The sequence below is a fragment of the Veillonella sp. 3_1_44 genome (genome assembly GCF_000163715.1).
Classification (GTDB): domain Bacteria; phylum Bacillota; class Negativicutes; order Veillonellales; family Veillonellaceae; genus Veillonella; species Veillonella parvula_A.
Window position 1 is genome coordinate 689,430 of record NZ_GG770199.1, and the last position, 25,000, is coordinate 714,429.

The 25,000-nt window shown below is 38.8% G+C and carries 24 protein-coding genes; all 24 read right to left on the reverse strand.

The features are described 5' to 3' along the window. Nucleotides 1-112: 112 nt before the first annotated feature. Nucleotides 113-634 (reverse strand): bifunctional pyr operon transcriptional regulator/uracil phosphoribosyltransferase PyrR, encoded by a 522-nt coding sequence (gene pyrR / locus HMPREF0873_RS03205; protein WP_004696466.1) that lies wholly within the window; start codon nt 632-634, stop codon nt 113-115. A gap of 93 nt (nt 635-727) precedes the next feature. Continuing rightward, nucleotides 728-1,651, reverse strand: coding sequence for an RluA family pseudouridine synthase (locus tag HMPREF0873_RS03210; protein ID WP_038125489.1), 924 nt, complete (start codon nt 1,649-1,651; stop codon nt 728-730). 86 nt (nt 1,652-1,737) lie between these two features. Beyond that, nucleotides 1,738-2,181 (reverse strand): signal peptidase II, encoded by a 444-nt coding sequence (gene lspA / locus HMPREF0873_RS03215; RefSeq protein WP_287507655.1) that lies wholly within the window; start codon nt 2,179-2,181, stop codon nt 1,738-1,740. Nucleotides 2,182-2,286: 105 nt separating this feature from the next. Next, nucleotides 2,287-2,451, reverse strand: coding sequence for a DUF362 domain-containing protein (locus tag HMPREF0873_RS09865; protein ID WP_004696472.1), 165 nt, complete (start codon nt 2,449-2,451; stop codon nt 2,287-2,289). Nucleotides 2,452-2,942: 491 nt separating this feature from the next. Then, entirely contained in the window at nt 2,943-3,206 is a 264-nt protein-coding gene (locus tag HMPREF0873_RS03220) for a SemiSWEET family transporter (protein WP_004696474.1), read from the reverse strand. A 240-nt stretch (nt 3,207-3,446) separates the two neighbouring features. Further along, nucleotides 3,447-4,748: an SLC13 family permease gene (locus HMPREF0873_RS03225; protein ID WP_004696476.1), complete on the reverse strand. Its 1,302-nt coding sequence runs from the start codon at nt 4,746-4,748 to the stop codon at nt 3,447-3,449. A 38-nt stretch (nt 4,749-4,786) separates the two neighbouring features. Then, a complete protein-coding gene (locus HMPREF0873_RS03230) occupies nt 4,787-5,044 on the reverse strand; it encodes a hypothetical protein (protein ID WP_004696478.1) in 258 nt (85 codons plus the stop codon). A gap of 193 nt (nt 5,045-5,237) precedes the next feature. After that, nucleotides 5,238-6,359 carry a sodium ion-translocating decarboxylase subunit beta gene (locus HMPREF0873_RS03235; RefSeq protein ID WP_004696480.1) on the reverse strand — a complete coding sequence of 374 codons (1,122 nt, stop codon included), beginning with the start codon at nt 6,357-6,359 and terminating at the stop codon, nt 5,238-5,240. 70 nt (nt 6,360-6,429) lie between these two features. Beyond that, nucleotides 6,430-6,813, reverse strand: a complete 384-nt coding sequence (locus tag HMPREF0873_RS03240; RefSeq protein WP_008601436.1) for a biotin/lipoyl-containing protein — start codon at nt 6,811-6,813, stop codon at nt 6,430-6,432. 101 nt (nt 6,814-6,914) lie between these two features. Beyond that, nucleotides 6,915-7,082 carry a hypothetical protein gene (locus HMPREF0873_RS10000; protein WP_004696483.1) on the reverse strand — a complete coding sequence of 56 codons (168 nt, stop codon included), beginning with the start codon at nt 7,080-7,082 and terminating at the stop codon, nt 6,915-6,917. A 23-nt stretch (nt 7,083-7,105) separates the two neighbouring features. After that, a complete protein-coding gene (locus tag HMPREF0873_RS03245) occupies nt 7,106-7,453 on the reverse strand; it encodes an OadG family protein (RefSeq protein ID WP_008714293.1) in 348 nt (115 codons plus the stop codon). A 73-nt stretch (nt 7,454-7,526) separates the two neighbouring features. Beyond that, nucleotides 7,527-9,056: a methylmalonyl-CoA decarboxylase subunit alpha gene (gene mmdA, locus HMPREF0873_RS03250; protein WP_008714294.1), complete on the reverse strand. Its 1,530-nt coding sequence runs from the start codon at nt 9,054-9,056 to the stop codon at nt 7,527-7,529. Between the two features lie 150 nt (nt 9,057-9,206). Beyond that, nucleotides 9,207-9,629, reverse strand: a complete 423-nt coding sequence (mce, locus tag HMPREF0873_RS03255; RefSeq protein WP_004696488.1) for a methylmalonyl-CoA epimerase — start codon at nt 9,627-9,629, stop codon at nt 9,207-9,209. Nucleotides 9,630-9,680: 51 nt separating this feature from the next. Further along, nucleotides 9,681-10,619, reverse strand: a complete 939-nt coding sequence (gene meaB, locus HMPREF0873_RS03260; protein ID WP_004696489.1) for a methylmalonyl Co-A mutase-associated GTPase MeaB — start codon at nt 10,617-10,619, stop codon at nt 9,681-9,683. 78 nt (nt 10,620-10,697) lie between these two features. Beyond that, a complete protein-coding gene (locus HMPREF0873_RS03265) occupies nt 10,698-11,093 on the reverse strand; it encodes a cobalamin B12-binding domain-containing protein (RefSeq protein ID WP_004696492.1) in 396 nt (131 codons plus the stop codon). A 28-nt stretch (nt 11,094-11,121) separates the two neighbouring features. After that, the gene (locus HMPREF0873_RS03270) at nt 11,122-12,768 is read right to left on the reverse strand and encodes a methylmalonyl-CoA mutase (RefSeq protein WP_004696495.1); all 1,647 of its coding nucleotides are present in this window, start codon (nt 12,766-12,768) and stop codon (nt 11,122-11,124) included. Nucleotides 12,769-12,796: 28 nt separating this feature from the next. Continuing rightward, entirely contained in the window at nt 12,797-14,302 is a 1,506-nt protein-coding gene (locus tag HMPREF0873_RS03275; protein ID WP_008714297.1) for an acetyl-CoA hydrolase/transferase family protein, read from the reverse strand. Between the two features lie 524 nt (nt 14,303-14,826). Next, nucleotides 14,827-16,065 carry an O-antigen ligase gene (locus HMPREF0873_RS03280; protein WP_004696499.1) on the reverse strand — a complete coding sequence of 413 codons (1,239 nt, stop codon included), beginning with the start codon at nt 16,063-16,065 and terminating at the stop codon, nt 14,827-14,829. Between the two features lie 9 nt (nt 16,066-16,074). Next, nucleotides 16,075-17,382, reverse strand: a complete 1,308-nt coding sequence (locus tag HMPREF0873_RS03285) for a folylpolyglutamate synthase/dihydrofolate synthase family protein (RefSeq protein ID WP_008714299.1) — start codon at nt 17,380-17,382, stop codon at nt 16,075-16,077. 12 nt (nt 17,383-17,394) lie between these two features. After that, entirely contained in the window at nt 17,395-20,052 is a 2,658-nt protein-coding gene (locus tag HMPREF0873_RS03290; RefSeq protein WP_008714302.1) for a valine--tRNA ligase, read from the reverse strand. Between the two features lie 20 nt (nt 20,053-20,072). Then, the gene (tatC, locus tag HMPREF0873_RS03295) at nt 20,073-20,963 is read right to left on the reverse strand and encodes a twin-arginine translocase subunit TatC (RefSeq protein ID WP_038125493.1); all 891 of its coding nucleotides are present in this window, start codon (nt 20,961-20,963) and stop codon (nt 20,073-20,075) included. Nucleotide 20,964: 1 nt separating this feature from the next. Next, a complete protein-coding gene (locus HMPREF0873_RS03300) occupies nt 20,965-21,936 on the reverse strand; it encodes a polyprenyl synthetase family protein (protein WP_008714308.1) in 972 nt (323 codons plus the stop codon). After that, nucleotides 21,933-22,631, reverse strand: a complete 699-nt coding sequence (gene yihA, locus HMPREF0873_RS03305) for a ribosome biogenesis GTP-binding protein YihA/YsxC (RefSeq protein WP_008714310.1) — start codon at nt 22,629-22,631, stop codon at nt 21,933-21,935. Before yihA ends, HMPREF0873_RS03300 begins: the two co-directional genes overlap by 4 nt. Further along, nucleotides 22,631-24,940, reverse strand: coding sequence for an endopeptidase La (lon, locus tag HMPREF0873_RS03310; RefSeq protein WP_008714312.1), 2,310 nt, complete (start codon nt 24,938-24,940; stop codon nt 22,631-22,633). The genes yihA and lon overlap by 1 nt, the downstream gene beginning before the upstream one ends. Between the last annotated feature and the right edge of the window lie 60 nt (nt 24,941-25,000).

The window sequence follows — 25,000 nt, forward strand, 5'->3', positions numbered from 1 at the left end:
TCTAGTAGAAACATTCTGCACATAAATATAAGAGTCAAATAATTTAATTTTATTAAGTTAATCATCTTATTATATGGTAATACTCAAAAAGAAGAAGGGGTTACAATACAGATTATTCCTGTATTGTAACCCCTTCTTCACCATCCAGATCAGCGACGGCAACGCGTACACTTTCAAGATGTGATGTAGGAATATTTTTACCTACATAGTCCGCTCGTATAGGCAATTCACGATGACCACGATCGACGAGAACGGCCAATTGAATAGATCTTGGTCTACCAGCCGTCATTAATGCATTTAAAGCAGCACGAATGGTACGGCCCGTATACAAAACATCATCTACAAGAATAATTGTCTTTTCCGTTGTATCAATCGTACACGGTTCCCCCTCTTTAGGACGAGCATCACGATCATCACGATACACTGCAACATTCAAAGACTCACAATCAATATGAATACCTTCTATACGCTCAATTTCCGCTTGTAAACGTTTTGCCAAAATGACACCACGCCGTTCAATACCTACAATTAACGCATTAGATAAACCTTTATTGCGTTCTAAAATTTCATGACTAATACGACGAATCGCACGCATTATAGCGTCTTGATCCATTAGTAAGCGTTTCTTTTCCATATATACGCCCTTACAGCATAGGATTGTTCTATGCCCCTATATCCAAATAAGTAGTAAAAATAAGTACTTAGACAATCAATGTAAACATTTAGACTATTTTCGTTTATCTTCACGGTAGGTCTTAGCAAATTCTAAGCACGCCTCAAAGTCAGCTGGTACCGGTGCTTCAAAGTGCATTTCTTCACCTGTAATAGGGTGTTTAACATCTAACGATTTAGAATGTAATGCTTGCCCTTCTATAGGAAAATCCATACGTCTATATCCATAAAATGGGTCATTAACAACAGGATGTCCAATATGAGCAAAGTGAACACGAATTTGATGGGTTCTGCCAGTCTCCAAATTACATTCAACCAATGTTTGATGACCATAACGCTCCAATACTTTAAAATGTGTTACTGCATCTTTACTGTTTTCAAAGACAACAGCCATTTTCATACGGTCCTTAGGATGGCGTCCAATAGGCGCCTTTATAGTCCCCTTTTCTTCTACAATATTGCCTTGTACTAGCGCCCAGTACGTACGTCTTGCAGAATGTACTTTTACTTGCTCTGCTAGACCAATGTGTGCTGCATCATTTTTTGCCACCATCATAACACCAGACGTATCTTTATCTAAGCGATGCACAATACCTGGCCTAATTTCACCATTAATACCTGATAGGTCCTTACAATGGAATAATAGAGCATTTACAAGGGTTCCAGAATAATTCCCTACTGCAGGATGTACCACCATGCCACGAGGTTTATTAACAATAACAATATCGTGATCTTCGTATAAATAATCTATAGGGATATCCTCAGGTTTAACCTCAATCGATTCGGGCTCTGGGATTTCTACATGAATGACAGTATCAGGTGTAAGCCGAAGATTAGCCTTTCCTACTTTATCACCTACTGTAACATGACCACCTTTAATTAAACTTTGAATATAGCTACGAGATCCTTCCATCTGTTCAGTTAAAAATACATCTAGTCTCATGCCTTCTTGCTCAGCACTTACAATATATTCATTCATCCTCTATTCCTCTTTGAGTCAAGTATAAGATATATATTTATTGACGAATCAAGTCAATGATCTATAAAGGACCCTAATAATGAAAGCTATTCATGGTCCTCTTTCAATGAAAACAAATAAAATACAACAAAAGCTACACCTATGCAAATACCAATATCTGCCACATTAAAAATAGGCCATACACGAAAATCAAAAAAGTCCACTACCCCATGAATCATGTATCGGTCAATGCCATTACCAATTGCACCTGCGACTAATAAGGCGGATCCGATTTGCAAAGTCCAATGGCCCTTAGCTAATCGCTTCCAATAAAAAGCACAAACAGCTAATAGAACAAAAGCCACTAGTAAGAAAAACCATCGTTGATTCGCTAACATGCCAAAGGCTGCACCGCGATTAATAATATAGGTAAGATGAAATACATTAGGAATAACAGGTAAAGATTCACCTAACAAAAAATGATTCATTACATAATATTTAGTTAATTGGTCCAATAATAACCAAATGATAAGTACTGTATAAAACAAGATTAACTCCCTTACTATAATATAATTCTTAATAGTCCTATTATACTAAGTTACGCAAATTTAGGCAAAATAAAAAGCCCCTCAATGAGGGGCGTGTTTTATTTGTGATTACTCAGCGGAAATTACAGAAACTGGGCAAACGGATTCGCAAGAACCGCAATCGATGCAAGCATCGCCAATTTCGTATTTAGTTTCGCCTTCAGTAATGCAGGAAACTGGGCAAACAGATGCGCAAGAACCACATTTAATGCAACCATCAGCAATAACTCTCATAATTAGGACCTCCATCAAAATATAGATCAGAACTTTTTATTATCATTTAGAAAGGCACTTGCCTCAACTTATGTTCTCATTATCACACAGTTCAAATTGAAAGTCAAATGAAAATGATAAAAAATTATAGAATATTTTGCATAATAATTGTTCCTTTTTATCATAAAAAGCCTATATTCATATGCATTTTGATATTTCTTTTCATTTATGTAATTGAGTTTAATAATCAATAATTGAGAATGCACTAATTATCATTTCAATTAAAATACGTACTATTATACTAGGAATTCAATTATCAATATTTATTATCATAAAAACTATTTTTTTATTACAACAGATTTAACGCTTATCTATATTTTAATCTAACATATAAACTTCACTCTAAAAAAGGCCGAATCATACGATTCGACCTCATTTATATTTATAAAGTAAAGTAATATCTTTACTATTATTCACTATATAACAATAATACTATTTTTTTCTTATAGCACTTAGAAAGATGTTAAGAATGTTAGTGTACCTAAAATAACGCCTGCAAGGTTTGGTACGATTAAAATATAATCACGTTTAGGTGATTTTGTCCAACCATATAATACCCAGATCAAACAGGATACTGCTGCAAATAATGGTTGCCATGGTTGACTAGGTTGACCATGAAGATTAGCAATTATTTGTGGGATATAGGCTAAAAATACAAATACACCAATAAATGCACCAATAGAACCAACTAACATGTTAAATCTTTCTTTTGTCATAGATGACCTCCTTATTCAACATTACATTATTATATCTTACACAATATACTATATCATATTTTTTTCGATGTAGTCAATTGTGTAAAATTAATCATGCAAATTAGTTTAATTCATATTGCTTTTGATTACACTTATATGTAATCTATATTAAAATCATATAGACTAAAATCATAAAAAACGAGGCCGAATCTTACGATTCGACCTCGTGTGTGCTTGTATAGTAGAGTAACCTATTCCCTATTATTTACCAGGGAAGAATGGCCATACCATTGGAATGATAATTAAGCTTACTACGAAGCAAACTAAAATCAATGGAACGCCAGCTTTTACATAGTCAGTAAATTTGTATTGACCAGGACCAAGTACTAATGTATTTGGAGGTGTACCTACAGGTGTACCGAATGCGCAGGATGCGGCAACGCCGATAGCCATCAATACAGCATGAGGATCAGCACCCATACCTTGAGCAATGGAGATACCGATAGGAGCCAATAATGCACAAGATGCAGTATTAGACATAAATTGCGTCATAACACAAGACAAAATGAACAATACGCCTGTTGCAAAGTAAGGACTAGGATCGGAACCCATAACACCAATTACTGCATCAGCAATCATTTTACCTGCACCAGATTGATCAAGTGCAGTTGCCACTGGCATCATACCAGCAAACAAGAAAATTGTTACCCAGTCAATAGATGTGTAAGCTTGTTTTTCATTCAAACAACCAGTTAATACGCAAAGCATTGCACCAATAACAGCAACCATGCTCAACGGTAAGTTAATACCAAAGTGTTCTTTCAATGGTTCACCTAAAATCATGGCAAGGATTACACCTAAAAGAATAAGTCCGGAGAACAATTGTTTCTTAGGATCGTTAGAAATATCTTCAGCAGCTACTTCTTGTTCTACATCACCGGCATCAGTAATTTCATGTTTAGGTAATAAATGTTTACCAATGAGCATCATGAATACGATAGTAGCGATAGTCAAAGGAATGCCAATCCAAGCAAACTCAAAGAAACCAAATGGTTCAATACCAAATTTAGTCAATGTACCACTTACAATGATATTAGGTGGTGTACCAACCATTGTAATGATACCACCGATACCTGCAGCGAATGCTAAAGGCATCAATTGACGAGATGCAGGAATCTTAGCAACAGCACAGATACCAACAACTACAGGAAGTAAAGCAGCTGTTGTACCAGTGTTAGATAAAAATGCGGACATGGTAGCTGTTACAAGCATAATCGCAAGCATCAAGCCATTTTCGCTAGTCCCTGCATGAGATACTACGGTTTCCCCAATTTTTTGAGCCAAACCAGTATAGAATAATGCAGCACCAACAACGAACATGCCTGCAAACAACACAACTGTACTATCAGATAAACCAGAGAATACAACCTTAGGAGTAATAATACCCATAAGGCCTAATGTAATTGCGCCGCCTAAAGAAGTAATAGCTAGAGGAATAATTTCCGTAACGAATAAAACAGCCATGACTGCAAGGACGATTAAGGTTTGTTCTGCAGTACCCATACATCATCATCTCCCTTCAGAGAAATGCACTGACATAATTATAAGAGATATAAAATATAACCTACGATACCAATGGCAGAGGCCATTATAAAAGTAATCCCATATCCCTCTCTTGTTTTAGGATACCCAAATAATAAAGTTTCACCAAGAAAACCTCGGCGATTAAACCAAGAATATTTAGTTCTCTGCTGAAACCATTTAGCTTTACCTTCAGCACCGATAATCAGTGCAGTAATAAAAAAAACAATAAATGCCCAAACAAAACAAATCAGTATTTTTAATTCAATTGATAACAAGTGACCACCTCTACTATATTTAAAGCACTAGAAGGTTATTCTGTGAAATCTTGCTAATCACCTAATGACCGATCTGAAAAGCATTTATTGCAAATATTCCCTTTTATGTATGATTACATAATGACCAAGGGCTTTTTGATTCACCAATAGGTGTACCTATTTAGGTACACCTGGGTGAATAAATATTAAATTATTAGTGGTTAGACAACATAGCAAGCATTGTACCTGCAGCTACTGCCGTACCAATAACGCCAGCTACGTTAGGTCCCATAGCATGCATGAGCAAGAAGTTAGCTGGGTTAGCTTTCGCACCTACTACTTGAGATACGCGAGCTGCCATTGGAACCGCGGATACACCGGCAGAACCAATAAGTGGATTTGTTTTACCACCATCTACTAAGCTCATCAATTTACCGAACAATACACCACCAGCTGTACCGCAAATAAATGCGAATAAGCCTAAAAGAATAATTTTGATGGTTTCTAAGCTTAAGAAGTGTTCCGCACTCATTGTCAAGCCAGTACCAGTTGCTAAGAAAATTGTAACTGTATTGATCAATGCGTTTTGAGAAGTATCGGACAAACGATCAGTTACGCCAGATTCACGGAACAAGTTACCTAACATCAACATACCTAAAAGGGATGTAATGGAAGGAAGCAATAAGGAAATGAAGATCGTTGCAACGATTGGGAACACGATTTTTTCAAAACGTGTTACTTCGCGCAATTGTTCCATAACGATTTCACGTTCTTTTTGAGTAGTGAAGAGTTTCATTACAGGTGGTTGAATCAACGGTACCAAAGACATATAGGAATATGCGGCAACCGCGATAGCACCTAACAAATGAGGAGCTAGCTTAGTAGCTAAGTAAATGGATGTAGGACCATCAGCACCACCGATGATACCAATAGCAGCCGCTTCTTGAGCTGTAAAGCCAAGCATCATTGCGCCACCTAAGGCAGCAAATACACCAATTTGAGCTGCAGCCCCTAAAAGCAATGTTTTAGGATTGGCAATGAGTGGACCAAAGTCAGTCATTGCACCTACACCAAGGAAAATTAAAGGTGGGAAGATTTCTTGGGAGATACCTGCACTAATAAGCGCCATAACGCCTTCTTCGAAACCGTTACGAGGAATATTGGCAAGTAAACAACCAAACGCAATCGGACCCAACAATAATGGTTCGAACTCACGAGCAAATGCTAAATACAATAGGATCAAACCTACAAGAATCATAATAGCATTGCCTGTTGTAAATGCGAGGAACCCGCTATCGTTAATAACAGATTGTATCGCAACAGCAAAAGCCTCCATATGCGTTCCCCTTTCACAAATATAAAATTGTTAGATGACGTGGCGCAGCCACGTCATACAACACTTGGTATTAGCCAAGAACAACCATGTCATCGCCAGTGGATACAGTTTGGTTAGCAGATACGCGAACTTCGGAAACTACAGCATCATGAGGAGCTGCGATTTCATTTTGCATTTTCATAGCTTCAAGAATCAACAAAGTTTCGCCTTTTTTAACTGCTTGACCAGCAGATACTGCTACAGATAAGATTTTACCAGGCATTGGAGCTTTTACAGTTTCAGCACCTGCTGGAACTGGAGCTGCTGCTGCAGCAGGAGCTGGTGCAGGAGCTGCTTTAGGAGCTGGAGCTGCTGCTGGAGCTGCTTTAGGAGCTGCTGCAGGAGCCGCTGCTTTCACTTCATTAACTTCTACATCATATGCTGTACCATTTACTGTAACGTTGAATTTTTTCATCTTAAATTCCTCCAAAATGTGTAGTTCCTACACAAAACTTATAAATATTTTTACACATATAAATTGAGTAATCCCACGGATTATCAAAATAGCCAATTATCTTATCGATTACCACGCAAACGGCCTTCCATTTTCCAATTGTAGCTTACGATTGGACGGATATGCGCGATTTGATCAGCGGAATAACCCATTGCCGCTAATGCACCAACGATTACTGCTACTACATCTTGAGATGGAGCTTTACCGTTAGTTGTTGTAGCATTGCTCATTACAAATGCCTCCTAAAAATATTTTAACCTCTACCGCTTAAGCGACCTTCCAAGCGCCATTTAGCACTAGTTGCTGTAGGTCGAATAGATGCAATTTGTTCAGATGAGTACCCCATCGCCACAATGGCACCTACGATAGCTGCTACTACTTCATCCTCATTTTGAGCAGATGCATTTGCCGGAGCTACAGGAGTAGCTGTTGGAGTAGCAACAGGAGCAGTTGCTGCTGGTGCTTCTTTTTTCTTCCTAGTAGGATCGATTAAATGTACGATTTCCATAAGAATACCTAAAGCTATCAATACAGCAAATACAACTGTCATATTAATCGCCATGATTAACCAAGGATTGGTAGTAACTGCTTGTCCTTCCATAATCATTCCCCTTTCTAAAAAAGTAGTAAAGAAAGGTATCTCCCAAATTCGATGATATGTTTACCGAATCGAATTATAATGGAATATTACCATGTTTCTTTGGAGCACGGTTTTCGCGTTTACTTGCAAGCATTGCCAAAGCGTTGATAACTGCTGGACGAGTTTGTTTAGGTTCGATTACAACATCTACGAAGCCACGTTCTGCAGCTTTGTAAGGAGTCGCAAACTCTTCTACATATTTAGCTGTTTTAGCATCTTTATCTTCGTCTTTCTTGAAGATAATATTAGCTGCACCAGCAGGACCCATTACAGCGATTTCGGATGTAGGCCAAGCATATACTTGGTCTGCGCCTAAATCTTGGGAACACATAGCGAGGTAGGAACCGCCATATGCTTTACGAGTGATAACAGTAATTTTTGGTACTGTAGCTTCAGAGTAAGCATATAACATTTTAGCACCATGACGAATGATACCGCCCCATTCTTGATTTGTGCCAGGCAAGAAACCAGGAACGTCAACGAAGTTAACGATTGGAATATTGAAAGCATCACAGAAACGGATGAAACGGGAAGATTTGTCAGAAGCGTTAATGTCCAAGCAACCAGCCATTACTTTTGGTTGGTTAGCAATGATACCAACGGATTGACCATCAAAACGAGCGAAGCAAGTAATGATATTAGTAGCATAGAATGGTTGTACTTCATAGTATTCGCCATTATCTACAGTAGCTGCAATAACATCTTTCATGTCGTAAGGCATGTTACTGTTATCTGGCAACAAGCTATTCAAGCTTTCATCCTCACGAGTTGGATCGTCACCAGTATCTACCAATGGAGCATCTTCCATATTGTTGGATGGCAAGAAGCCTAATAAGTAACGAATTTGAGCGATACAATCATCTTCATTTTCAGCTGCAAAGTGAGCAACACCAGACACGGAGTTGTGAGCCATTGCACCACCAAGATCTTCAGCGGTTACTTCTTCACCAGTTACAGATTTGATTACTGCAGGACCAGTGATGAACATTTGAGAAGTATTTTTAACCATGTAGATGAAGTCAGTCAATGCTGGAGAATATACAGCACCGCCCGCACATGGGCCCATGATTACGGAAATTTGTGGAATAACACCAGATGCATTTGTATTTTCAAAGAAAATTTTACCGTAACCAGCAAGGGCATCTACTGCTTCTTGAATACGAGCACCGCCGGAATCGTTGATACCAACAATAGGAGCACCCATTTTCATTGCTAAACGTTGTACTTTAACGATTTTAGCAGCATGCATTTCACCAAGAGAACCACCTTCTACAGTGAAATCTTGTGCGAATGCATATACTAAACGACCGTCGATAGTACCATAACCTGTTACTACACCTTCACCTGGTAATTCTTTCTTGTCTTGACCGAAGTTAACACAACGATGTTTAACGAATTGATCAAGTTCAACGAAGGAATTATCATCGAACAATTTAGCCAAGCGTTCGCGAGCAGTCATTTTACCTTGAGCATGTTGTTTCTCAACGCGTTTTTCGCCGCCACCAGCTTTAACTTTAGCTAGTTTTTCGTGCAATAACTCGATTTTTTCCTGCACTGTTGCCATTATAGCACCTCCAAATAAAACTTGTTACAGTATCATTTTATTTCATAAATGAATAAAGTTCAAGAAGCATACATATTTAATATATAACGTAGGATTATATGTATATGTATATCTACAACTCATATATAATGATGTGAATTGGATACTGTATTATTTCATACGTTGACATAATTCAAGCAAAACACCGCCAGTTGCTTTTGGATGTAAGAAAGCAATTGAGGAGCCGCCTGCACCATAACGAGGTTTTTCGTCAATCATACGAACGCCTTTAGCCATCAAATCAGCAATAGCATTTTCAATATTATCAACGCGCAATGCAACGTGTTGGATACCATCACGACCGCCATTTTTTTCGATAAATTTACCGATAGGGCCATCTGGAGTTGTAGTTTCTAAGAATTCAAGTTCAGCATCACCACAAGGGAAGAAGGATACTTTTACCTTTTGTTCTTCTACGATTTCGTCTTCAGGAAGATGTTCAATGCCTAATGCATTTTTATAGAATTCTTTAGTTGCTGCTAAATCATTAACACCAATACCGATGTGATCCACTTGTAATACTTTAAAAGCCATTTTGATTATCTCCTTTTCAAGGCTAAATCTCTAATGCTATGTAGTCGCCGTCTACTTTAGCACGCTTGTCATTACGCCATTAACAACTGTATATGGATCGCTTTCGCGTTCATTAACAGCTGCCACTTGGCTATTAAATTCGTCGCTTGTAACAATTTTATCAGCTACATAACGACCAATTTGTTCATTAATCATTGCGATGATTTCATCACGAGTACGTTCTGCCCGACGAGATTCCAATTCACCAGAATCTTCAAGATACTCAAAATGTTCATCTAAAGCGTCGATAAGTTCATCTACGCCTTGGTCTTTACTAGCAATTGTGCGCTTAATTGGTGGGCGCCATTTTACTTCACGAGAATCTAGGTCAAGCATCATTTCAATTTCTACATTCAAACGATCGCAACCATCTCGGTCAGCTTTGTTGATAGCAAATACATCGCCAATTTCAAGAATACCCGCCTTGATAGCTTGGATATCATCACCGAGACCAGGAACCAGTACAACCAATGTAGTATCAGCATTTTTTACAATATCTACTTCAGATTGACCTACGCCTACAGTTTCAATAATTACTAAATCCATGCCAAAGGCATCCATGAGTTTTACAACGTCTGCAGTCTTCTTAGATAATCCACCAAGACTACCACGCGTGCCCATGCTTCGAATGAACACATTTTCATTTAATGTTAAATCATTCATTCGAATACGGTCCCCCAAAATAGCACCTCCAGAGAATGGGCTAGTTGGGTCGATGGCAACGATGCCGATTTTTTTACCTTGATCTAAATAATGTTTAACCACCTTATCGGTCAAAGTACTTTTACCAGCACCAGGGGCCCCTGTAATACCGAGAATACGTGCGTTCCCCGTTTTAGGGTAAATTGCCTTCATAATATCGATGGCATTATCATACTCGTTTTCTACAGCTGTTATGGACCGTGCTAAGGCTAGTCTAGAACCTTCAAAAAGGCCTTTAACTAAATCCATTCGCCTCACCACCTATCTTCGAATATGGGAATAGAGGGGAGCCAACTATTAGAGTTGCACCCCTCTTTGCCCAAGCAATTATTTTACGTTTTCTTTAATAAAGTTAACGATATCGCTAGTTGGTGTGCCAGGTGTGAATACTGCCGCTACGCCAGCTTTTTTCAAGCCAGGGATATCAGCGTCAGGAATAACGCCACCACCGATTACAAGAACATCCCCCATGCCTTTTTCTTTCAAAAGTTCAACAATTTTAGGGAACAATGTATTGTGAGCACCGGAAAGAAGAGATAATGCAACTACATTAACGTCTTCAGAAAGCGCTGCTTCAACGATTTGTTCTGGTGTTTGACGAAGACCAGTGTAGATTACTTCGAAACCAGCATCGCGAAGTGCGCGTGCTACTACTTTTGCACCACGGTCATGACCATCAAGACCTGGTTTTGCTACAATTACTCTAATACGTTTTTCTGCCATGATATATTACCTCCGAAATCAGCCGATATTATAATGTAGAATGAGCTTCGTATTCACCGAATACTTCGCGCAATACATTACAAATTTCACCCAAAGTAGCATATGTTTTAACTGCTGCAAGAATTAATGGCATCAAGTTAACAGATTCGTCAGCTGCGCCAGCTTTCAAATCAGCTAAGGCTTTATCAACTGCGGCTTGATCGCGGTTAGCACGAACTGCTTGAGTTTTCTTAGATTGGTTAGCACCTACGGAAGCGTCTACGCGAAGCAAGTCTTTTGGAGCTTCTTCTTCAACTTGGAATTTGTTTACGCCAACGATTGTGCGTAAGCCAGATTCAACTTCCATTTGCCATTTGTAAGCGGATTCTTGAATTTCTTTTTGGATATAGCCTTTTTCGATTGCTACTACAGCGCCGCCCATTTCATCAATTTTCTTGATGTATGCCATAGCTTCGTCATAGATAGCGTTAGTCATAGCTTCAACATAGTAGGAACCGCCCAATGGGTCAACTACGTCAGCCAAACCAGATTCGTAAGCCACGATTTGTTGAGTACGAAGAGCTACTTGTACAGATGCTTCTGTAGGAAGAGCCAAAGCTTCGTCACGAGAGTTTGTATGTAAGGATTGAGTACCGCCCATTACAGCAGCTGCAGTTTGAAGAGCGACACGAACGATGTTGTTATCAACTTGTTGTGCAGTCAACATGGAGCCAGCTGTTTGAGTATGTACACGAAGCATCATGGATTTTGGTTTTTTTGCACCAAAACGTTCTTTCATGATTGTTGCCCATAAGCGACGAGATGCGCGGAATTTAGCAACTTCTTCAAGTACATTATTATGAGCATTCCAGAAGAAGGAAAGACGACCAGCAAATGTATCAACATCAAGACCAGCTTTCAAAGCTGCTTCTACGTATGCGATACCATCAGCAATTGTAAATGCGATTTCTTGTGCTGCTGTGGAACCTGCTTCACGGATGTGGTAACCGGAAATAGAAATTGTATTCCATTTTGGAACGTATTGAGAACAATATTCGAAGATATTAGTGATCAAACGCATAGATGGTTTTGGAGGGAAAATGTAAGTACCACGAGCTGCATATTCTTTCAAAATATCATTTTGAATAGTACCTTTCAATTCTGTGGAAGGTACACCTTGTTTTTCAGCTACTGCGATATACATTGCCAACAAAACGGATGCTGGAGCGTTGATTGTCATGGAAGTGGATACTTTGCCAAGGTCGATGCCATCGAACAAGATTTCCATATCTGCCAAAGAGTCAATCGCTACACCTACTTTACCAACTTCGCCTTCAGCCATAACATCATCAGAGTCATAACCGATTTGAGTTGGCAAGTCGAACGCACAGGAAAGACCTGTTGCACCAGATTCGATTAGGTAGCGGTAACGTTTGTTAGATTCTTCAGCTGTAGCGAAGCCTGCATACATACGCATTGTCCAGAAACGACCACGGTACATAGTAGGTTGTACGCCACGAGTATAAGGGAATTCGCCAGGCATTCCCAAATCGCGTTCATAATCAAAGCCTTCAATATCAACTGGTGTATACACACGGTTGTATTTTAAGTTTTGACGTTCTGGAGTTTTTGCGCATTTTTCGTCACAAAGTTTGTTGTACTCAGCAATTTGGGCTTTTAAGTTTTCGTAAGCCATGTTTTCATCATCCTCCTAAAAAAACAGGTTATTTTTTCATGCTTCCAGTTTCTGTGAAGCGTTTATGCCAAGAAAGAGCTTCATCAAGCAACATTGGTGTATGGGCATTCTTTGTTGCAGCTAATGCTTTTTCTAGGTATTCAGTTAACATAGGTTTGTAGTCTGGGTGAGCACATTTTTCAATAATCAAACGAGCTCTTTCCACTGGGCTCAAACCACGACAGTCAGCAACACCTTGTTCTGTACAGAAAATCATAGTGTCATGTTCTGGATGATCCACATGGGATACATATGGAACGATAGAACTGATGTCGCCATTTTTAGCAACGGAATTGGTACAGAAGATAGTGAGATATGCACTACGTGCAAAGTCACCAGAACCACCAACACCATTCATCATTTTGCTACCCATAATATGAGTAGAGTTTACATTGCCAAAAATATCAAATTCGATAGCGGTATTCATGGCAATGACACCAATACGACGAGCAATACCAGGGTTATTGGAGATTTCTTGCGGACGAAGAATAATTTTTTTACGATATTCATCAATATTCGCATAGAAACGTTTCAATCCATCTGGAGAAGGACTCAATGCAGTACCGGAACATACAGTTACTTTACCAGCATCGATCAAGTCAAACATACCGTCTTGAATTACTTCTGTATAAATAGATAAATCTGTGAAAGGCCCTTGAGCCAAGCCACTAATTACCGCATTTGCTACAGAACCTACGCCGGATTGCAATGGAAGCAAGTTTTTAGGCAAACGACCTTCTGCAATTTCTTGTTCAAAGAATTTGATAAGATGTTGACTCATTGCCTTTGCATCATCATCAATAGCAGCTAAAGGTCTTGTTGTATCAGGTACATCACTTGGAACCACAGCAATAATTTTGCTAGGATCACAAGGTATTGCTTCTGTACCGATGCGATCGCCGGACTGTTCCAACGGAATTGGTTTACGATGTGGCGGATCCAACGGTTCATAGATATCATGCATACCAACTAAGGATAATGGTTGAGATACATTTACCTCTACGATAACCTTTTTAGCTTGACTAACAAATGTTGGAGAATTACCAACAGAGGTAGTCGGTACTAAAGAACCATCTTCGTTGATTTGACATACTTCAATTATTGCTACATCTAAATCTCCGAAAAATCCATAACGAATATTTTGTGCCATTGTGCTTAAATGCATATCGATGTATTTAACATCTCCACTATTTAAAGCCTTTCTCATATCTTTATTGGTTTGATATGGAAAGCGGCGATTAATACCATTAGCACGAGTTAACGCACCATCAGCTTCATCACCTACGGAAGCACCTGTCCACAAATCGATTTTGAATGGTTCTTTTTCCATTCTTTCTGCCAATGCCAATGGCACAACTTTTGCATAACCCGATGGTGTAAAGCCGGAAATACCAACTTTGTCATTAGGGTTAATCAACTGAGCTGCATCATAAGCAGTGACAATTTTACCTTGCAGGTCCACATTTTTTACGCGGTCTTTGATGTCTATCACCATAACCATCTCCTTTAAGAGTAACATTGTTAAACGACAATTGAATCTCTTTGGTCTAATACGTTCCTTAAACCGACTTCATCGTAGTCCACATCCAATGTATTGTCAACTTATATGACTAAAATGTATTTTTTATCACACTCCGACTGTGCATTATGACCAAAACGCATAGGTTTTTACATTTTCACATAAGTTTTATTCACACCGATATAACTCACAGGAATTATCAATTTAATAGTATATATTGTTGTTTTTTATGTATATCGAACTATCTCAATACAATATATAGAGCCTTATCAATATAATAAAAAAATAATATATACAGAAACTGACCGCTACACCTCCTATAAAAATATAGATATACAAAAAACCGGTTTTCAAATGCAAGCAATAATGTTCAATTATTCTAACATTAGAAAACCGGTTAAATATACTTAAGCTTACCCTGCTAAGGTATGTATAAATTATACCATACTATGAAATTGTATCGCTACCATAAAACTTACTAATTATACAAAATATACCTTTTACATATGGGCCTTTGTGGAAAGTTGTACTTTCACAAAGGCCCCAACCCAACCAAGGAGTTGCCAAAAAACAATAGTAACTTGATGGCTATAGAGCTCAAAATCAGACAATCCACTAAAAAGAACTCCGATAGCTAAAGCGCCTATACCTATCTGTGCAGCTTGTCGGAACATATCCCCTTTCAAACGAACAGATGTAATAACATGACCGACGATAACTGCTAGGAATGATAGCAAGCCAGGAATACCTGTTTCAGCCAATATATTTAAATATAAATTATGGGCATGATACATCAACACATTAGGACCTTGAATGTAATAGTTATACTCTGGATAAACTAAGTAGAATGTATTCCACCCAATACCAAAGATTGGATTTTCTCGTACGATATACATTGTGCTATCCCATAGAGCCCAGCGAAGATCTGATGACGTATCATGACCTTGGAATATAGACCAAAGTCGCGAAGCAACTTCCCCTTCATAGAAGTATAGAATTAACGGTACCACTAACAAGGATAAGAATAGTCTTCGTTCTACGAAAATAGCCCAATACAGAATCATGGCCGCAAAACTAATCCAAATACCACGCGAATAGGTTAATAACATCGTTAAAAATAATACAACACCAATAATCAGCATTGTAACAACTTCACGAGTACGATTCTCTTTCATATAAACAAGAATATAGCTAATACATACACTTAGTACCATCAATAGATAAGCCCCTAACAAGTTAGGATTTTGCAATGTAGACGCCATTCGACGCATCAATTTAGGGAATTGTGCTGCATCTACCCATTCTTTTATATGTATATTAGGAACAAATATATACTGATAGGCCCCAATAATGCATACAAGAACGGCTGTACCTAAAAAGGCACGAAGAAAATAGTTCCACTGTTTAGGTGTTCGGATATAGGTACGAACTAAATAGTACATGCCCCCACCCGCTACAATTTGGTAGAACCAGCTCTGAATAGACCAATCCCAGTTTGGGGACATTAACGACGATATACCTGTCCAGATAACAAAGATCATAACAGTCCAAGATAAATAACCTGTCGGCAAACTCAATGATTTACTAGAAATCAAATCATATAATGCTAGACCTATAGCCAACCAGAGAAGTACATCTCCCACCATTGGCTGAAGTGGCATCGCAATGACAACACCATAGATTAATCGTTCAATATAAAAGGTAAGTCGTTTCTGATTAGGAATGAGTGAGAGTTCCATATTCTCACCTCAATGGCTCATCTCATGGAAAAACCACTGACGAGCATCTCCTAGAATATATAAAGAACCACATACAGCAATGATATCACCAGTCTTTGTATGTTTATAAGCCAATGCTAATGCAGCCTCAACAGATTCTGCAGTTTGAGCCGTCACCTTAGGTACAGTACGACGAATCACTTCAACCAAGTTTTCAGGTACCTCTGTTCTATCTGTTGGTGCAGGTACAGCGAGGACTGTGTCGCCAGATTTAATTACTTCACGAATAATAGCCTCTTGATCTTTATCTTTAAGGATAGCCATTACCACCGTTTTCGGTGTGTCCTTAAATAGTTCATTGTACGTCATGGCAAAAGACTCAGCCCCTGCCGCATTGTGAGCACCGTCAAATATAAAGGTACGATCTAAGCCTCGTTTAACTTCAAAGCGCCCCGCCCACGTAGTGCGGGCAAATCCTTCACGCATCGTTTCTTCACTGATGTTCGTATCCTCTTTCATCAATAAACGTACGGCCATCAATGCACAAGCGAGATTTACAGATTGGTGAATGCCAGCCATCGTCGTAAACAACATAGCAGGTGCAGCATCGTTAGAACTAATCGTAATCATTTGACCACCCGTTACAGCGCTGCGGCTATCAATACCAAAATCTTTATTAAAAACATAAAGCTTGGCATGTCGTTTTTTAGCTACGTCCTCAATGATATTAAGAGGTGTATCTTGTGCAGCTGTCACTACAGGCACCTTAGGTTTAATAATCCCCGCTTTATGGCGTGCAATTTCCTCGACAGTATCACCACAATATGCTTGATGATCTATTGTTACATTAGTAATAACAGATACTTTTGGAGTCACGATATTAGTAGAATCTAGTAAGCCACCTAAACCAACTTCTACTACAGCATAGTCGACACCTTGCTCCTTAAAGAATAAAAATGCGGCAGCTGTTAATATTTCAAATTGTGTTGGCGCTTCTATTCCATTGTTAATAATAGTATCTACGGCAACCTTTACGCGACTAATTAATTTTCCAAAGGCTTCCTCTGTTATATTTCCATCATTAATTTGAATACGCTCCGTATAGGATTGAAGGTGAGGCGATGTAAATCGCCCCACCCGTAATCCACTTGTAAACAGTGCGTAGGAAATATATGAGGTAACCGAGCCCTTACCATTTGTACCTGTAACATGAACAATTTTATAATCTTCTTGTGGATTCCCTAACACATCCATAAGAGCCGTAATTCGTTCAAGACCAGGTTTAATACCAAATGAAGATGCCTGCTCCAAATAGGCTAAGGCCTCCTGATATGTCATATAAACCTCCTATTATAAGGTTTCAAGGAACGCTTCACGTTCCAATAACGCTTGTTGTTTTTGTTTATATTCTTCTAACTTTTCTTTTTCTTTTGCTACTACAGCTTCAGGAGCTTTTGCTAAGAAGCCTTGGTTAGACAATTTACCTTCCAAACGAGAAATTTCTTTTTCCATTTGGATTTTTTCCTTTGCAATACGCTCTCTTTCTTTTTCACCGTCAATCAAGTCTTTAAGTAAGAGATATACTTCCATACCATTGACAACGGTTACAGTCGCATTTTCTGGTTTTGGATCATCGATACTAAGAATTGTTACTTTCTCAGCCCAAGCCAATGTTACGAAGTAGTCACTATGTTCTGCTACAGTTTTAGCTAATGCTTCATCTGTTGGCGCTACGATAACCTCAGCTTTTTTACCTAAAGGCACATTCATTTCAGCACGCATGTTACGAATACCTTTGATAGCATCCATCATAACTTCCATTTGACGTGCTGCCCCTTCAAGATTATCGAATTTCAATGCTCCAGGCCATTTAGTAACAACGATGCTGTCCCCTTCGTGTGGCAAATGTTGCCAAATATGTTCAGTTACGAACGGCATGAATGGATGTAATAATTCGAGCATATGACGTAAGATTGTTACAAGTAAATATTGAACTGTACGACGATCACGTTCGTTGCTTTCACTATACAAACGAGGTTTCGCTAATTCAATGTACCAATCGCAGTACGTATTCCAAATGAAATCATATACGGAACTTGCCGCTTCACCAAGTTCGAATTTATCGAGATTAGATGTTACGCTTTGTACTGTTTCATTGTATTTTTGAACAATCCATTGGTCTGCTAATGTCAAATCATCTGCTGTTGGAACGAAACTTTCATCATAATTTGTAAGGTTCATCAATACAAATTTTGATGCATTCCAAATCTTATTGGCAAAGTTACGGTTAGCCTCAACACGTTCCATATAGAAACGCATATCGTTACCAGGTGTGTTGCCAGTTACAAGAGTAAAGCGCAATGCATCAGCACCATATTGGTCGATAACTTCAAGCGGATTAATACCATTGCCCAAAGATTTACTCATTTTACGGCCCTGGCTATCGCGGACAAGACCGTGAATAAATACATGTTTAAATGGAATTTCATGTTCAAACTCAAGAGCCATAAAGATCATACGAGCAACCCAGAAGAAGATAATATCGTAACCAGTTACAAGCACACTTGTTGGATACCATTGTTTAAGTTCTGGAGTTTGCTTAGGCCAACCCATTGTGGCAAACGGCCATAAACCAGAGCTAAACCATGTATCAAGAACATCTGGATCTTGTGTAACATGACCGTGGCAATGAGGACATTCTGTAATATCTTCACGGCTAACGATCGTTTCACCACAGTCATCACAATACCATGCAGGAATACGATGGCCCCACCACAATTGACGAGAAATAGTCCAATCACGGATATTTTCAAGCCAATTCACATATGTTTTTGTAAAACGTTCAGGAACGAACTCTACTTCGTGGTCTTTAACAACCTTAAGAGCTGGCTCTGCCAATGGTTTCATATCTACGAACCATTGTTTAGATACCATTGGTTCGATGATTGTATTACAACGGGAGCAATGACCTACTGCATGGTCATGATCATCAATTTTTTCAAGTAGGCCTAATTCTTTAAGTTCTGCTAATACTTGTTTACGCGCTTCTTCACGAGGTAAGCCATTAAATTTGCCAGCACCTTCATTCATTGTTGCATCATTGTTCATAACAACGATGGATTCCAAATTATGACGTTGGCCCATTTCAAAGTCATTAGGGTCATGAGCAGGTGTAATTTTTACACAGCCTGTACCGAAGCTAGCATCTACATAGTCATCGGCAATTACAGGAATTTCTCGATTAACAAATGGCAAGATCAATGTTTTACCAATGAGATCTTTATAACGATCATCATCAGGATTTACTGCTACTGCTACGTCACCAAACATTGTTTCTGGACGAGTTGTAGCAACAACAACAAAACGATTATCTTCACCTTTTACAGGATATTTAATATGCCATAAATGGCCATGTTCGTCTTCATGCTCAACTTCAACATCAGATAACGCAGTGGCACAACGAGGACACCAGTTGATGATGCGTTCACCGCGATAGATCAAACCTTTTTCATAAAGGCTTACAAATACTTCGCGCACTGCATGGTAATACCCTTCATCCAAAGTAAATCGCTCACGGTTCCAATCACAGGATGCGCCAAGGCTACGGATTTGTTTTACAATAGTATCACCATATTCTTTTTTCCATTCCCACACGCGCTCTACGAATTTTTCACGGCCCAAATCATAGCGAGATTTTCCTTCTTCTTTAGCAAGCATCTCTTCTACTTTGATTTGTGTAGCAATACCAGCGTGGTCTGTACCTGGCATCCACAATACATTGTAGCCTTGCATGCGTTTGAAACGGATGAGGATGTCTTGTAATGTGTTATCAAGGGCATGCCCCATATGCAACATACCAGTTACATTAGGAGGTGGTAATACGATACTAAATGGCTCTTTATTCGTGTCTACTTCTTCGTGAAAGTATCCTTGATTTTCCCAATAAGAATACCATTTGCCTTCTATTTCACCAGGATTATATGTGGTTAAATTTTCGTAGGTTTTCATCGTTCCTCCTAAAAGACTCCTTAGCGCTTCATAATTTTAGCCAATACAAATAGGCTTGTTTCATATAGCAATATCATAGGTAATGCAATCATCGTTTGCGAGAACATATCCGGTGTAGGTGAAATGACAGCACCTATGATAAAGGATATAAGAATAAATATCTTTCGCTTCGTTTTTAAAAAGCGTGATGTAATTAAGTTGAAATATCCCAAAATAATTAAGATCAACGGCAACTCAAAGATAAATCCAAAGGGCAGTACAAAGGATAATACAAAGTCCATATACTGACCAATAGAAAACATCGGCTGTAATTCATCTGTAGCAAAGCCCATAAAGAACTTCACTGCTGCAGGCAATACGAGAAAATAAGAAAATACAATACCTATCCCGAATAGACCAATTGCTACTGGTAAGATCCAGTTAGATAGCTGCTTTTCTCGCACAGTTAGTGCAGGCTTAACAAATAGCCAAATCTGATGCAATATAATGGGAGCGGCTATGACTAAGCCACCTACAACAGACACCTTCATATATGTAAAAAATGCTTCAGTAGGTCTCATATAATAGAGCTTGCCAGCCGGTTTTAGGAGTATTTCCAATAATAAGTCTACATAATAATAAGAAATACAAGTTCCCACAATAACCGCTACAGCTATTATAATCAATCGTTTTCGCAGCTCTGAAAGATGTCCTACAAGGGACAATTCCCTTGCTTCACCCATCATCTTCTGCTCTATAGCCGTATAAACTGGTTCATCTTCCACATCCTCAGAAATGTGTTGAGTTGCCACCTTATATCGTTCTTGCTCAGACTTTTGTTCTGCTTCACGCCTTTTTTGACGAACTACACTATCAAAAGAAGGTTTTTGCATGGGATATTCGAAATCCGATTTTGGTTCGAATGGTTCCATATTATACCTTTCTATCAGCCAGATTTTCTACAGCCATCACAAGAAATTCCTTCCCTGGGAAATCACGCACTGCAGCGAGTGCCGCTAGAGCATCTTTACAATATTTATCAGCTACAGCTAATGTATTATCAATTCCACCTTGAGCAATAACATAATCAATAATGTCTTGCTCATTACCACCATTATTTAAGCCTTTAATCTCTTCAAGCAATTTATCTTTATTACCATCGTTAACGATGCTTAATAACGGATACGTCAATAGTCCCTCTCGAAGATCATTCCCTACAGGCTTTCCCGTTGTTTCCGCTGTTTCACGATAATCCATAATATCATCTGTAATTTGAAATGCCATACCTAATGCATGACCATATTTTTTCAATTCTATGATTTCAGATTCTTGCCAATCTCCTAAGAGACCACCAAGCTCCATACAACCTTCCATAAAGTCTGCTGTTTTCTTTTGCGTTTTTGTCATATAACGCTCTATGCCTTGATCGATGCGATATACATCTTCCATTTGCATGAACTCACCCTCTACGAGGCATGTAATAATATGAGAGAATACTTGAAGATACTTCATATTCGTCATTTCAGATACGATTTTAAATGCTTTGGCAAATAAATAATCACCACTAAGGATAGCTACCTTATTACCTTTATGCATATGAATTGTATCCTCCCCACGGCGAATTTCAGCTTGATCTAAAACATCGTCATGGATAAGTGTTGCTAAATGAAGCATTTCAACAGCCTCAGCAATTTTAATGCGTTGACGCTCTATAGATGTACCTGCATTAGCAATCAATAGACACAATTGAGCGCGCAAACGCTTACCACCTGCTGCTGATAACGGTCGAATCAGTGCATTGAAGTCCTCTGCACCGGTATTAAAAGATGATGCAAGAGACTCTTCGACATGCTCTAAATCTAAAGCAATGCGTTCCATAATCTCTAATTCGTTCATTTGACTCATGCTTCATCTCCTACCAAAATTTTATTGATTCGTTGTTGTAAAAGCTCACGTCCAGTATGCTTTAAAGAGCTGTACAAAATCGGCGGGGTAGCCGTTGGATATAGCTCTTTAATAATAGACAAGTTTGCAGACTTTTCTTTAGCCGTCAATTTATCGGCCTTGGTCACTACAATTTGTAACGGAACACCAGCTTCGACGAGCCAATCAAAGGCCACCTTATCAATAGCCATTTCAGGATGGCGACCATCGATAAGTAAACACAACAACATCAATCGTTCAGAATGTAAAATATAATCGGCAATAAAGGAAGACCACAGATTGCGGTTTCCTTTATTTGTCTTTGCAAAACCATAACCAGGAAGGTCAACGAGAAACCAGTTATATCTGCATTCCTCGGTTTCAGAAATATCCTCTTTTGATTCAATATCAAAGTAGTTTATCGTCTTAGTCTTACCTGGCTGACCACTAACGAGGGCTAACCCACGATAGTTACATAAAGAATTAATCAACGAAGACTTGCCCACATTAGAGCGTCCAAGGAAGGCGATTTCTACGGTATCCCCTTCAGGATATTGATCCGCCTTCACACAGGAAGTATTATATTTTGCAGCTATAATACGAGGCCCCTTTGGTTCTTTTCGTGTATATTGTGGTTTTGGGTCCATTGGTTTAGTGGATTTTTTCTTCTTTTGCATTACACAAGTGCCTTTGCTAATACTTCATCCATTGTCTTAACTGGCGTAATGATGAGGCCTTCTTTCACAATGTCAGGTAATTCTGCAATATCCTTTTCATTGCCTTTTGGAATCAATACCTCTTTTATACCATGAGACAAGGCTGCTAATAATTTTTCTTTTAAGCCGCCTATTGGTAATACGCGGCCACGCAATGTGATTTCACCAGTCATGGCAATATCAGAACGAACCTTGCGGTTAGTCAAAATAGATACCATAGCTAATGTCATTGTAATACCTGCTGAAGGACCATCTTTAGGGGTTGCCCCTTCTGGCAAGTGAACGTGAATATCAAGCTTTTTATAAAAATCTTCTTCAATCTTTAAAGCTTTTGCATTATGGCGAATATAACTCATAGCTGCTTGACCAGACTCTTGCATAACCTTGCCGAGACTACCAGTTAAAGCCAATTTACCGGTACCATTCATAGTTGTAGCTTCACATGGTAATACTACACCACCAACAGATGTCCAAGCTAATCCATTTACATAGCCAACTTGTGCTTTCTTTTCTCGCTCTTGGTCAACAAAGATTGGTGCGCCTAAGAATTCGTGAAGATTCTTAGTAGTGACTTTTGGTGCGTCTCCGCCTTCTTCAACTACTTTGAAAGCAATCTTACGGCAAATCTTAGCAATTGTTTTCTCTAAAGTACGAACACCTGCTTCGCGAGTATATTCGGAAATTACCTTTCTTAACACAGCATCAGATAATTTAACCTTGTAATCTTCAAGGCCATTTTTCTTAATTTGCTTAGGTGTTAAGTAACGCTTAGCAATTTCTAGTTTTTCTTCTTCCATATAGCTGGACAACTCAATAATTTCCATACGATCTAACAATGGACCAGGAATATTAGATGCTACATTAGCCGTAGTAATCCAGAAAACTTCAGAGAAGTCGAACGGTACTTCGATAAAGTGATCACTAAATGTGCTATTTTGTTCTGGATCCAATACCTCTAATAACGCTGAGGATGGATCACCTTTATAATCAGATGCTAATTTATCAATTTCATCCAATAAAAATACAGGGTTCTTAGTACCTACATTTTTTAACCCCTGAATCATACGACCAGGTAAAGCACCAATATAAGTACGTCGATGTCCACGAATTTCAGCTGCATCACGAACACCACCTAAGGATGCACGGATAAACTTACGATTCATTGCTTTAGCAATAGAGGTAGCCAAAGAGGTTTTACCAACGCCTGGTGGGCCTACTAAACAAAGAATAGAGCCACTATTTTTACCGGTTAATTTACGAACCGCTAAAAATTCTAAAATGCGTTTCTTAACCTTTTCAAGGCCATAATGATCGGCCTCGAGCATAGCATGAGCGCCCTTGATATCTAAACGGTCTTCCGTTAATTCGTTCCACGGTAATGCCAATACCCAATCTAAGTAGTTGCGCAAAATTGTTGCTTCCGGCATCAATTGAGGCATGCGGCTGTAACGAGAAATTTCTTTATCAATACGCGTATGTACGTCTTCACTTAGGTTAAGTGCTTTTAACTTAACTCGTAGTTCTTCTGCCTCCTCCTCGGGATCTCCTTTATCACCCAACTCATCGTGGATAACGCGGATTTTTTCGCGCAAGAAATATTCCTTCTGCGCTTTTTCCATGGATTGACGCACTTGATTATTGATGGAATTTTCCAAATCAGAGATTTGTAATTCCATATTTAAAATGCCTACAATCATGTTAAGACGACGAGCCACAGATAATTCTTCAAGTAACTCTTGACGTTTCAAATTATTAATAGGCAATAGAAATGCAACTTGGTCAGCTAATTCACAAGGATTGCGTAATTCCATAACGCGCGTTACACCTTCATCAGTAACTGATTTAGCTTCTTCTGCCCATTCGCCAAATTTAGCTTGAACCAAACGACGATAAGCTTCAAGCTCTACATCGTCTTCAAATTCAGACGCCACTCGTTCATAGTCTCCTATATAATAAGGATCCATGCTAGTGATATTCATAAGACGAATACGAGTGATGCCCTCTACAAGAACACGTACTATACCACCTGGTAAGCGCAACATTTGTTTAATTTTTACTAATGTACCCATTTGGGCTAAATCATGAACTGTTGGTGCATCTACAGCATCATCTTTTTGAGTTACGACGGCTAAAATGCGGTCCTCATTCATTGCGGCTTCCACCGCCTTAATGGATTTGTCTCGACCGATATCGAGGTGAATCACGATATTCGGGTATACTACCATGCCTCTGAGAGGTACGGTAGGGATCCCAACTTCGAGTAAATTCATACTTCCTCCAGGTATATATATTATGAAAAGAAACTCATTCCTACACAGAAATGAGTTTCT

Bases quoted from the DNA above. Each gene is read 5' to 3' on its own strand.
- HMPREF0873_RS03220 (WP_004696474.1), bottom strand. From the start codon at position 3,206: ATGACAAAAGAAAGATTTAACATGTTAGTTGGTTCTATTGGTGCATTT.
- HMPREF0873_RS03240 (WP_008601436.1), bottom strand. From the start codon at position 6,813: ATGAAAAAATTCAACGTTACAGTAAATGGTACAGCATATGATGTAGAA.
- HMPREF0873_RS03285 (WP_008714299.1), bottom strand. From the start codon at position 17,382: ATGACATATCAGGAGGCCTTAGCCTATTTGGAGCAGGCATCTTCATTT.
- HMPREF0873_RS03235 (WP_004696480.1), bottom strand. From the start codon at position 6,359: ATGGAGGCTTTTGCTGTTGCGATACAATCTGTTATTAACGATAGCGGG.
- HMPREF0873_RS03290 (WP_008714302.1), bottom strand. From the start codon at position 20,052: ATGAAAACCTACGAAAATTTAACCACATATAATCCTGGTGAAATAGAA.
- HMPREF0873_RS03245 (WP_008714293.1), bottom strand. From the start codon at position 7,453: ATGGAAGGACAAGCAGTTACTACCAATCCTTGGTTAATCATGGCGATT.
- mmdA (WP_008714294.1), bottom strand. From the start codon at position 9,056: ATGGCAACAGTGCAGGAAAAAATCGAGTTATTGCACGAAAAACTAGCT.
- HMPREF0873_RS03300 (WP_008714308.1), bottom strand. From the start codon at position 21,936: ATGAGTCAAATGAACGAATTAGAGATTATGGAACGCATTGCTTTAGAT.
- HMPREF0873_RS03210 (WP_038125489.1), bottom strand. From the start codon at position 1,651: ATGAATGAATATATTGTAAGTGCTGAGCAAGAAGGCATGAGACTAGAT.
- tatC (WP_038125493.1), bottom strand. From the start codon at position 20,963: ATGGAACCATTCGAACCAAAATCGGATTTCGAATATCCCATGCAAAAA.
- HMPREF0873_RS09865 (WP_004696472.1), bottom strand. From the start codon at position 2,451: ATGAGAGTTATTGCTGATGGTTGCATTAAATGTGGTTCTTGCGCATCT.
- mce (WP_004696488.1), bottom strand. From the start codon at position 9,629: ATGGCTTTTAAAGTATTACAAGTGGATCACATCGGTATTGGTGTTAAT.
- HMPREF0873_RS03280 (WP_004696499.1), bottom strand. From the start codon at position 16,065: ATGGAACTCTCACTCATTCCTAATCAGAAACGACTTACCTTTTATATT.
- lon (WP_008714312.1), bottom strand. From the start codon at position 24,940: ATGAATTTACTCGAAGTTGGGATCCCTACCGTACCTCTCAGAGGCATG.
- HMPREF0873_RS10000 (WP_004696483.1), bottom strand. From the start codon at position 7,082: ATGAGCAATGCTACAACAACTAACGGTAAAGCTCCATCTCAAGATGTA.
- HMPREF0873_RS03275 (WP_008714297.1), bottom strand. From the start codon at position 14,302: ATGGTGATAGACATCAAAGACCGCGTAAAAAATGTGGACCTGCAAGGT.
- HMPREF0873_RS03270 (WP_004696495.1), bottom strand. From the start codon at position 12,768: ATGGCTTACGAAAACTTAAAAGCCCAAATTGCTGAGTACAACAAACTT.
- pyrR (WP_004696466.1), bottom strand. From the start codon at position 634: ATGGAAAAGAAACGCTTACTAATGGATCAAGACGCTATAATGCGTGCG.
- yihA (WP_008714310.1), bottom strand. From the start codon at position 22,631: ATGCAAAAGAAGAAAAAATCCACTAAACCAATGGACCCAAAACCACAA.
- meaB (WP_004696489.1), bottom strand. From the start codon at position 10,619: ATGGATTTAGTTAAAGGCCTTTTTGAAGGTTCTAGACTAGCCTTAGCA.
- HMPREF0873_RS03225 (WP_004696476.1), bottom strand. From the start codon at position 4,748: ATGGGTACTGCAGAACAAACCTTAATCGTCCTTGCAGTCATGGCTGTT.
- HMPREF0873_RS03265 (WP_004696492.1), bottom strand. From the start codon at position 11,093: ATGGCAGAAAAACGTATTAGAGTAATTGTAGCAAAACCAGGTCTTGAT.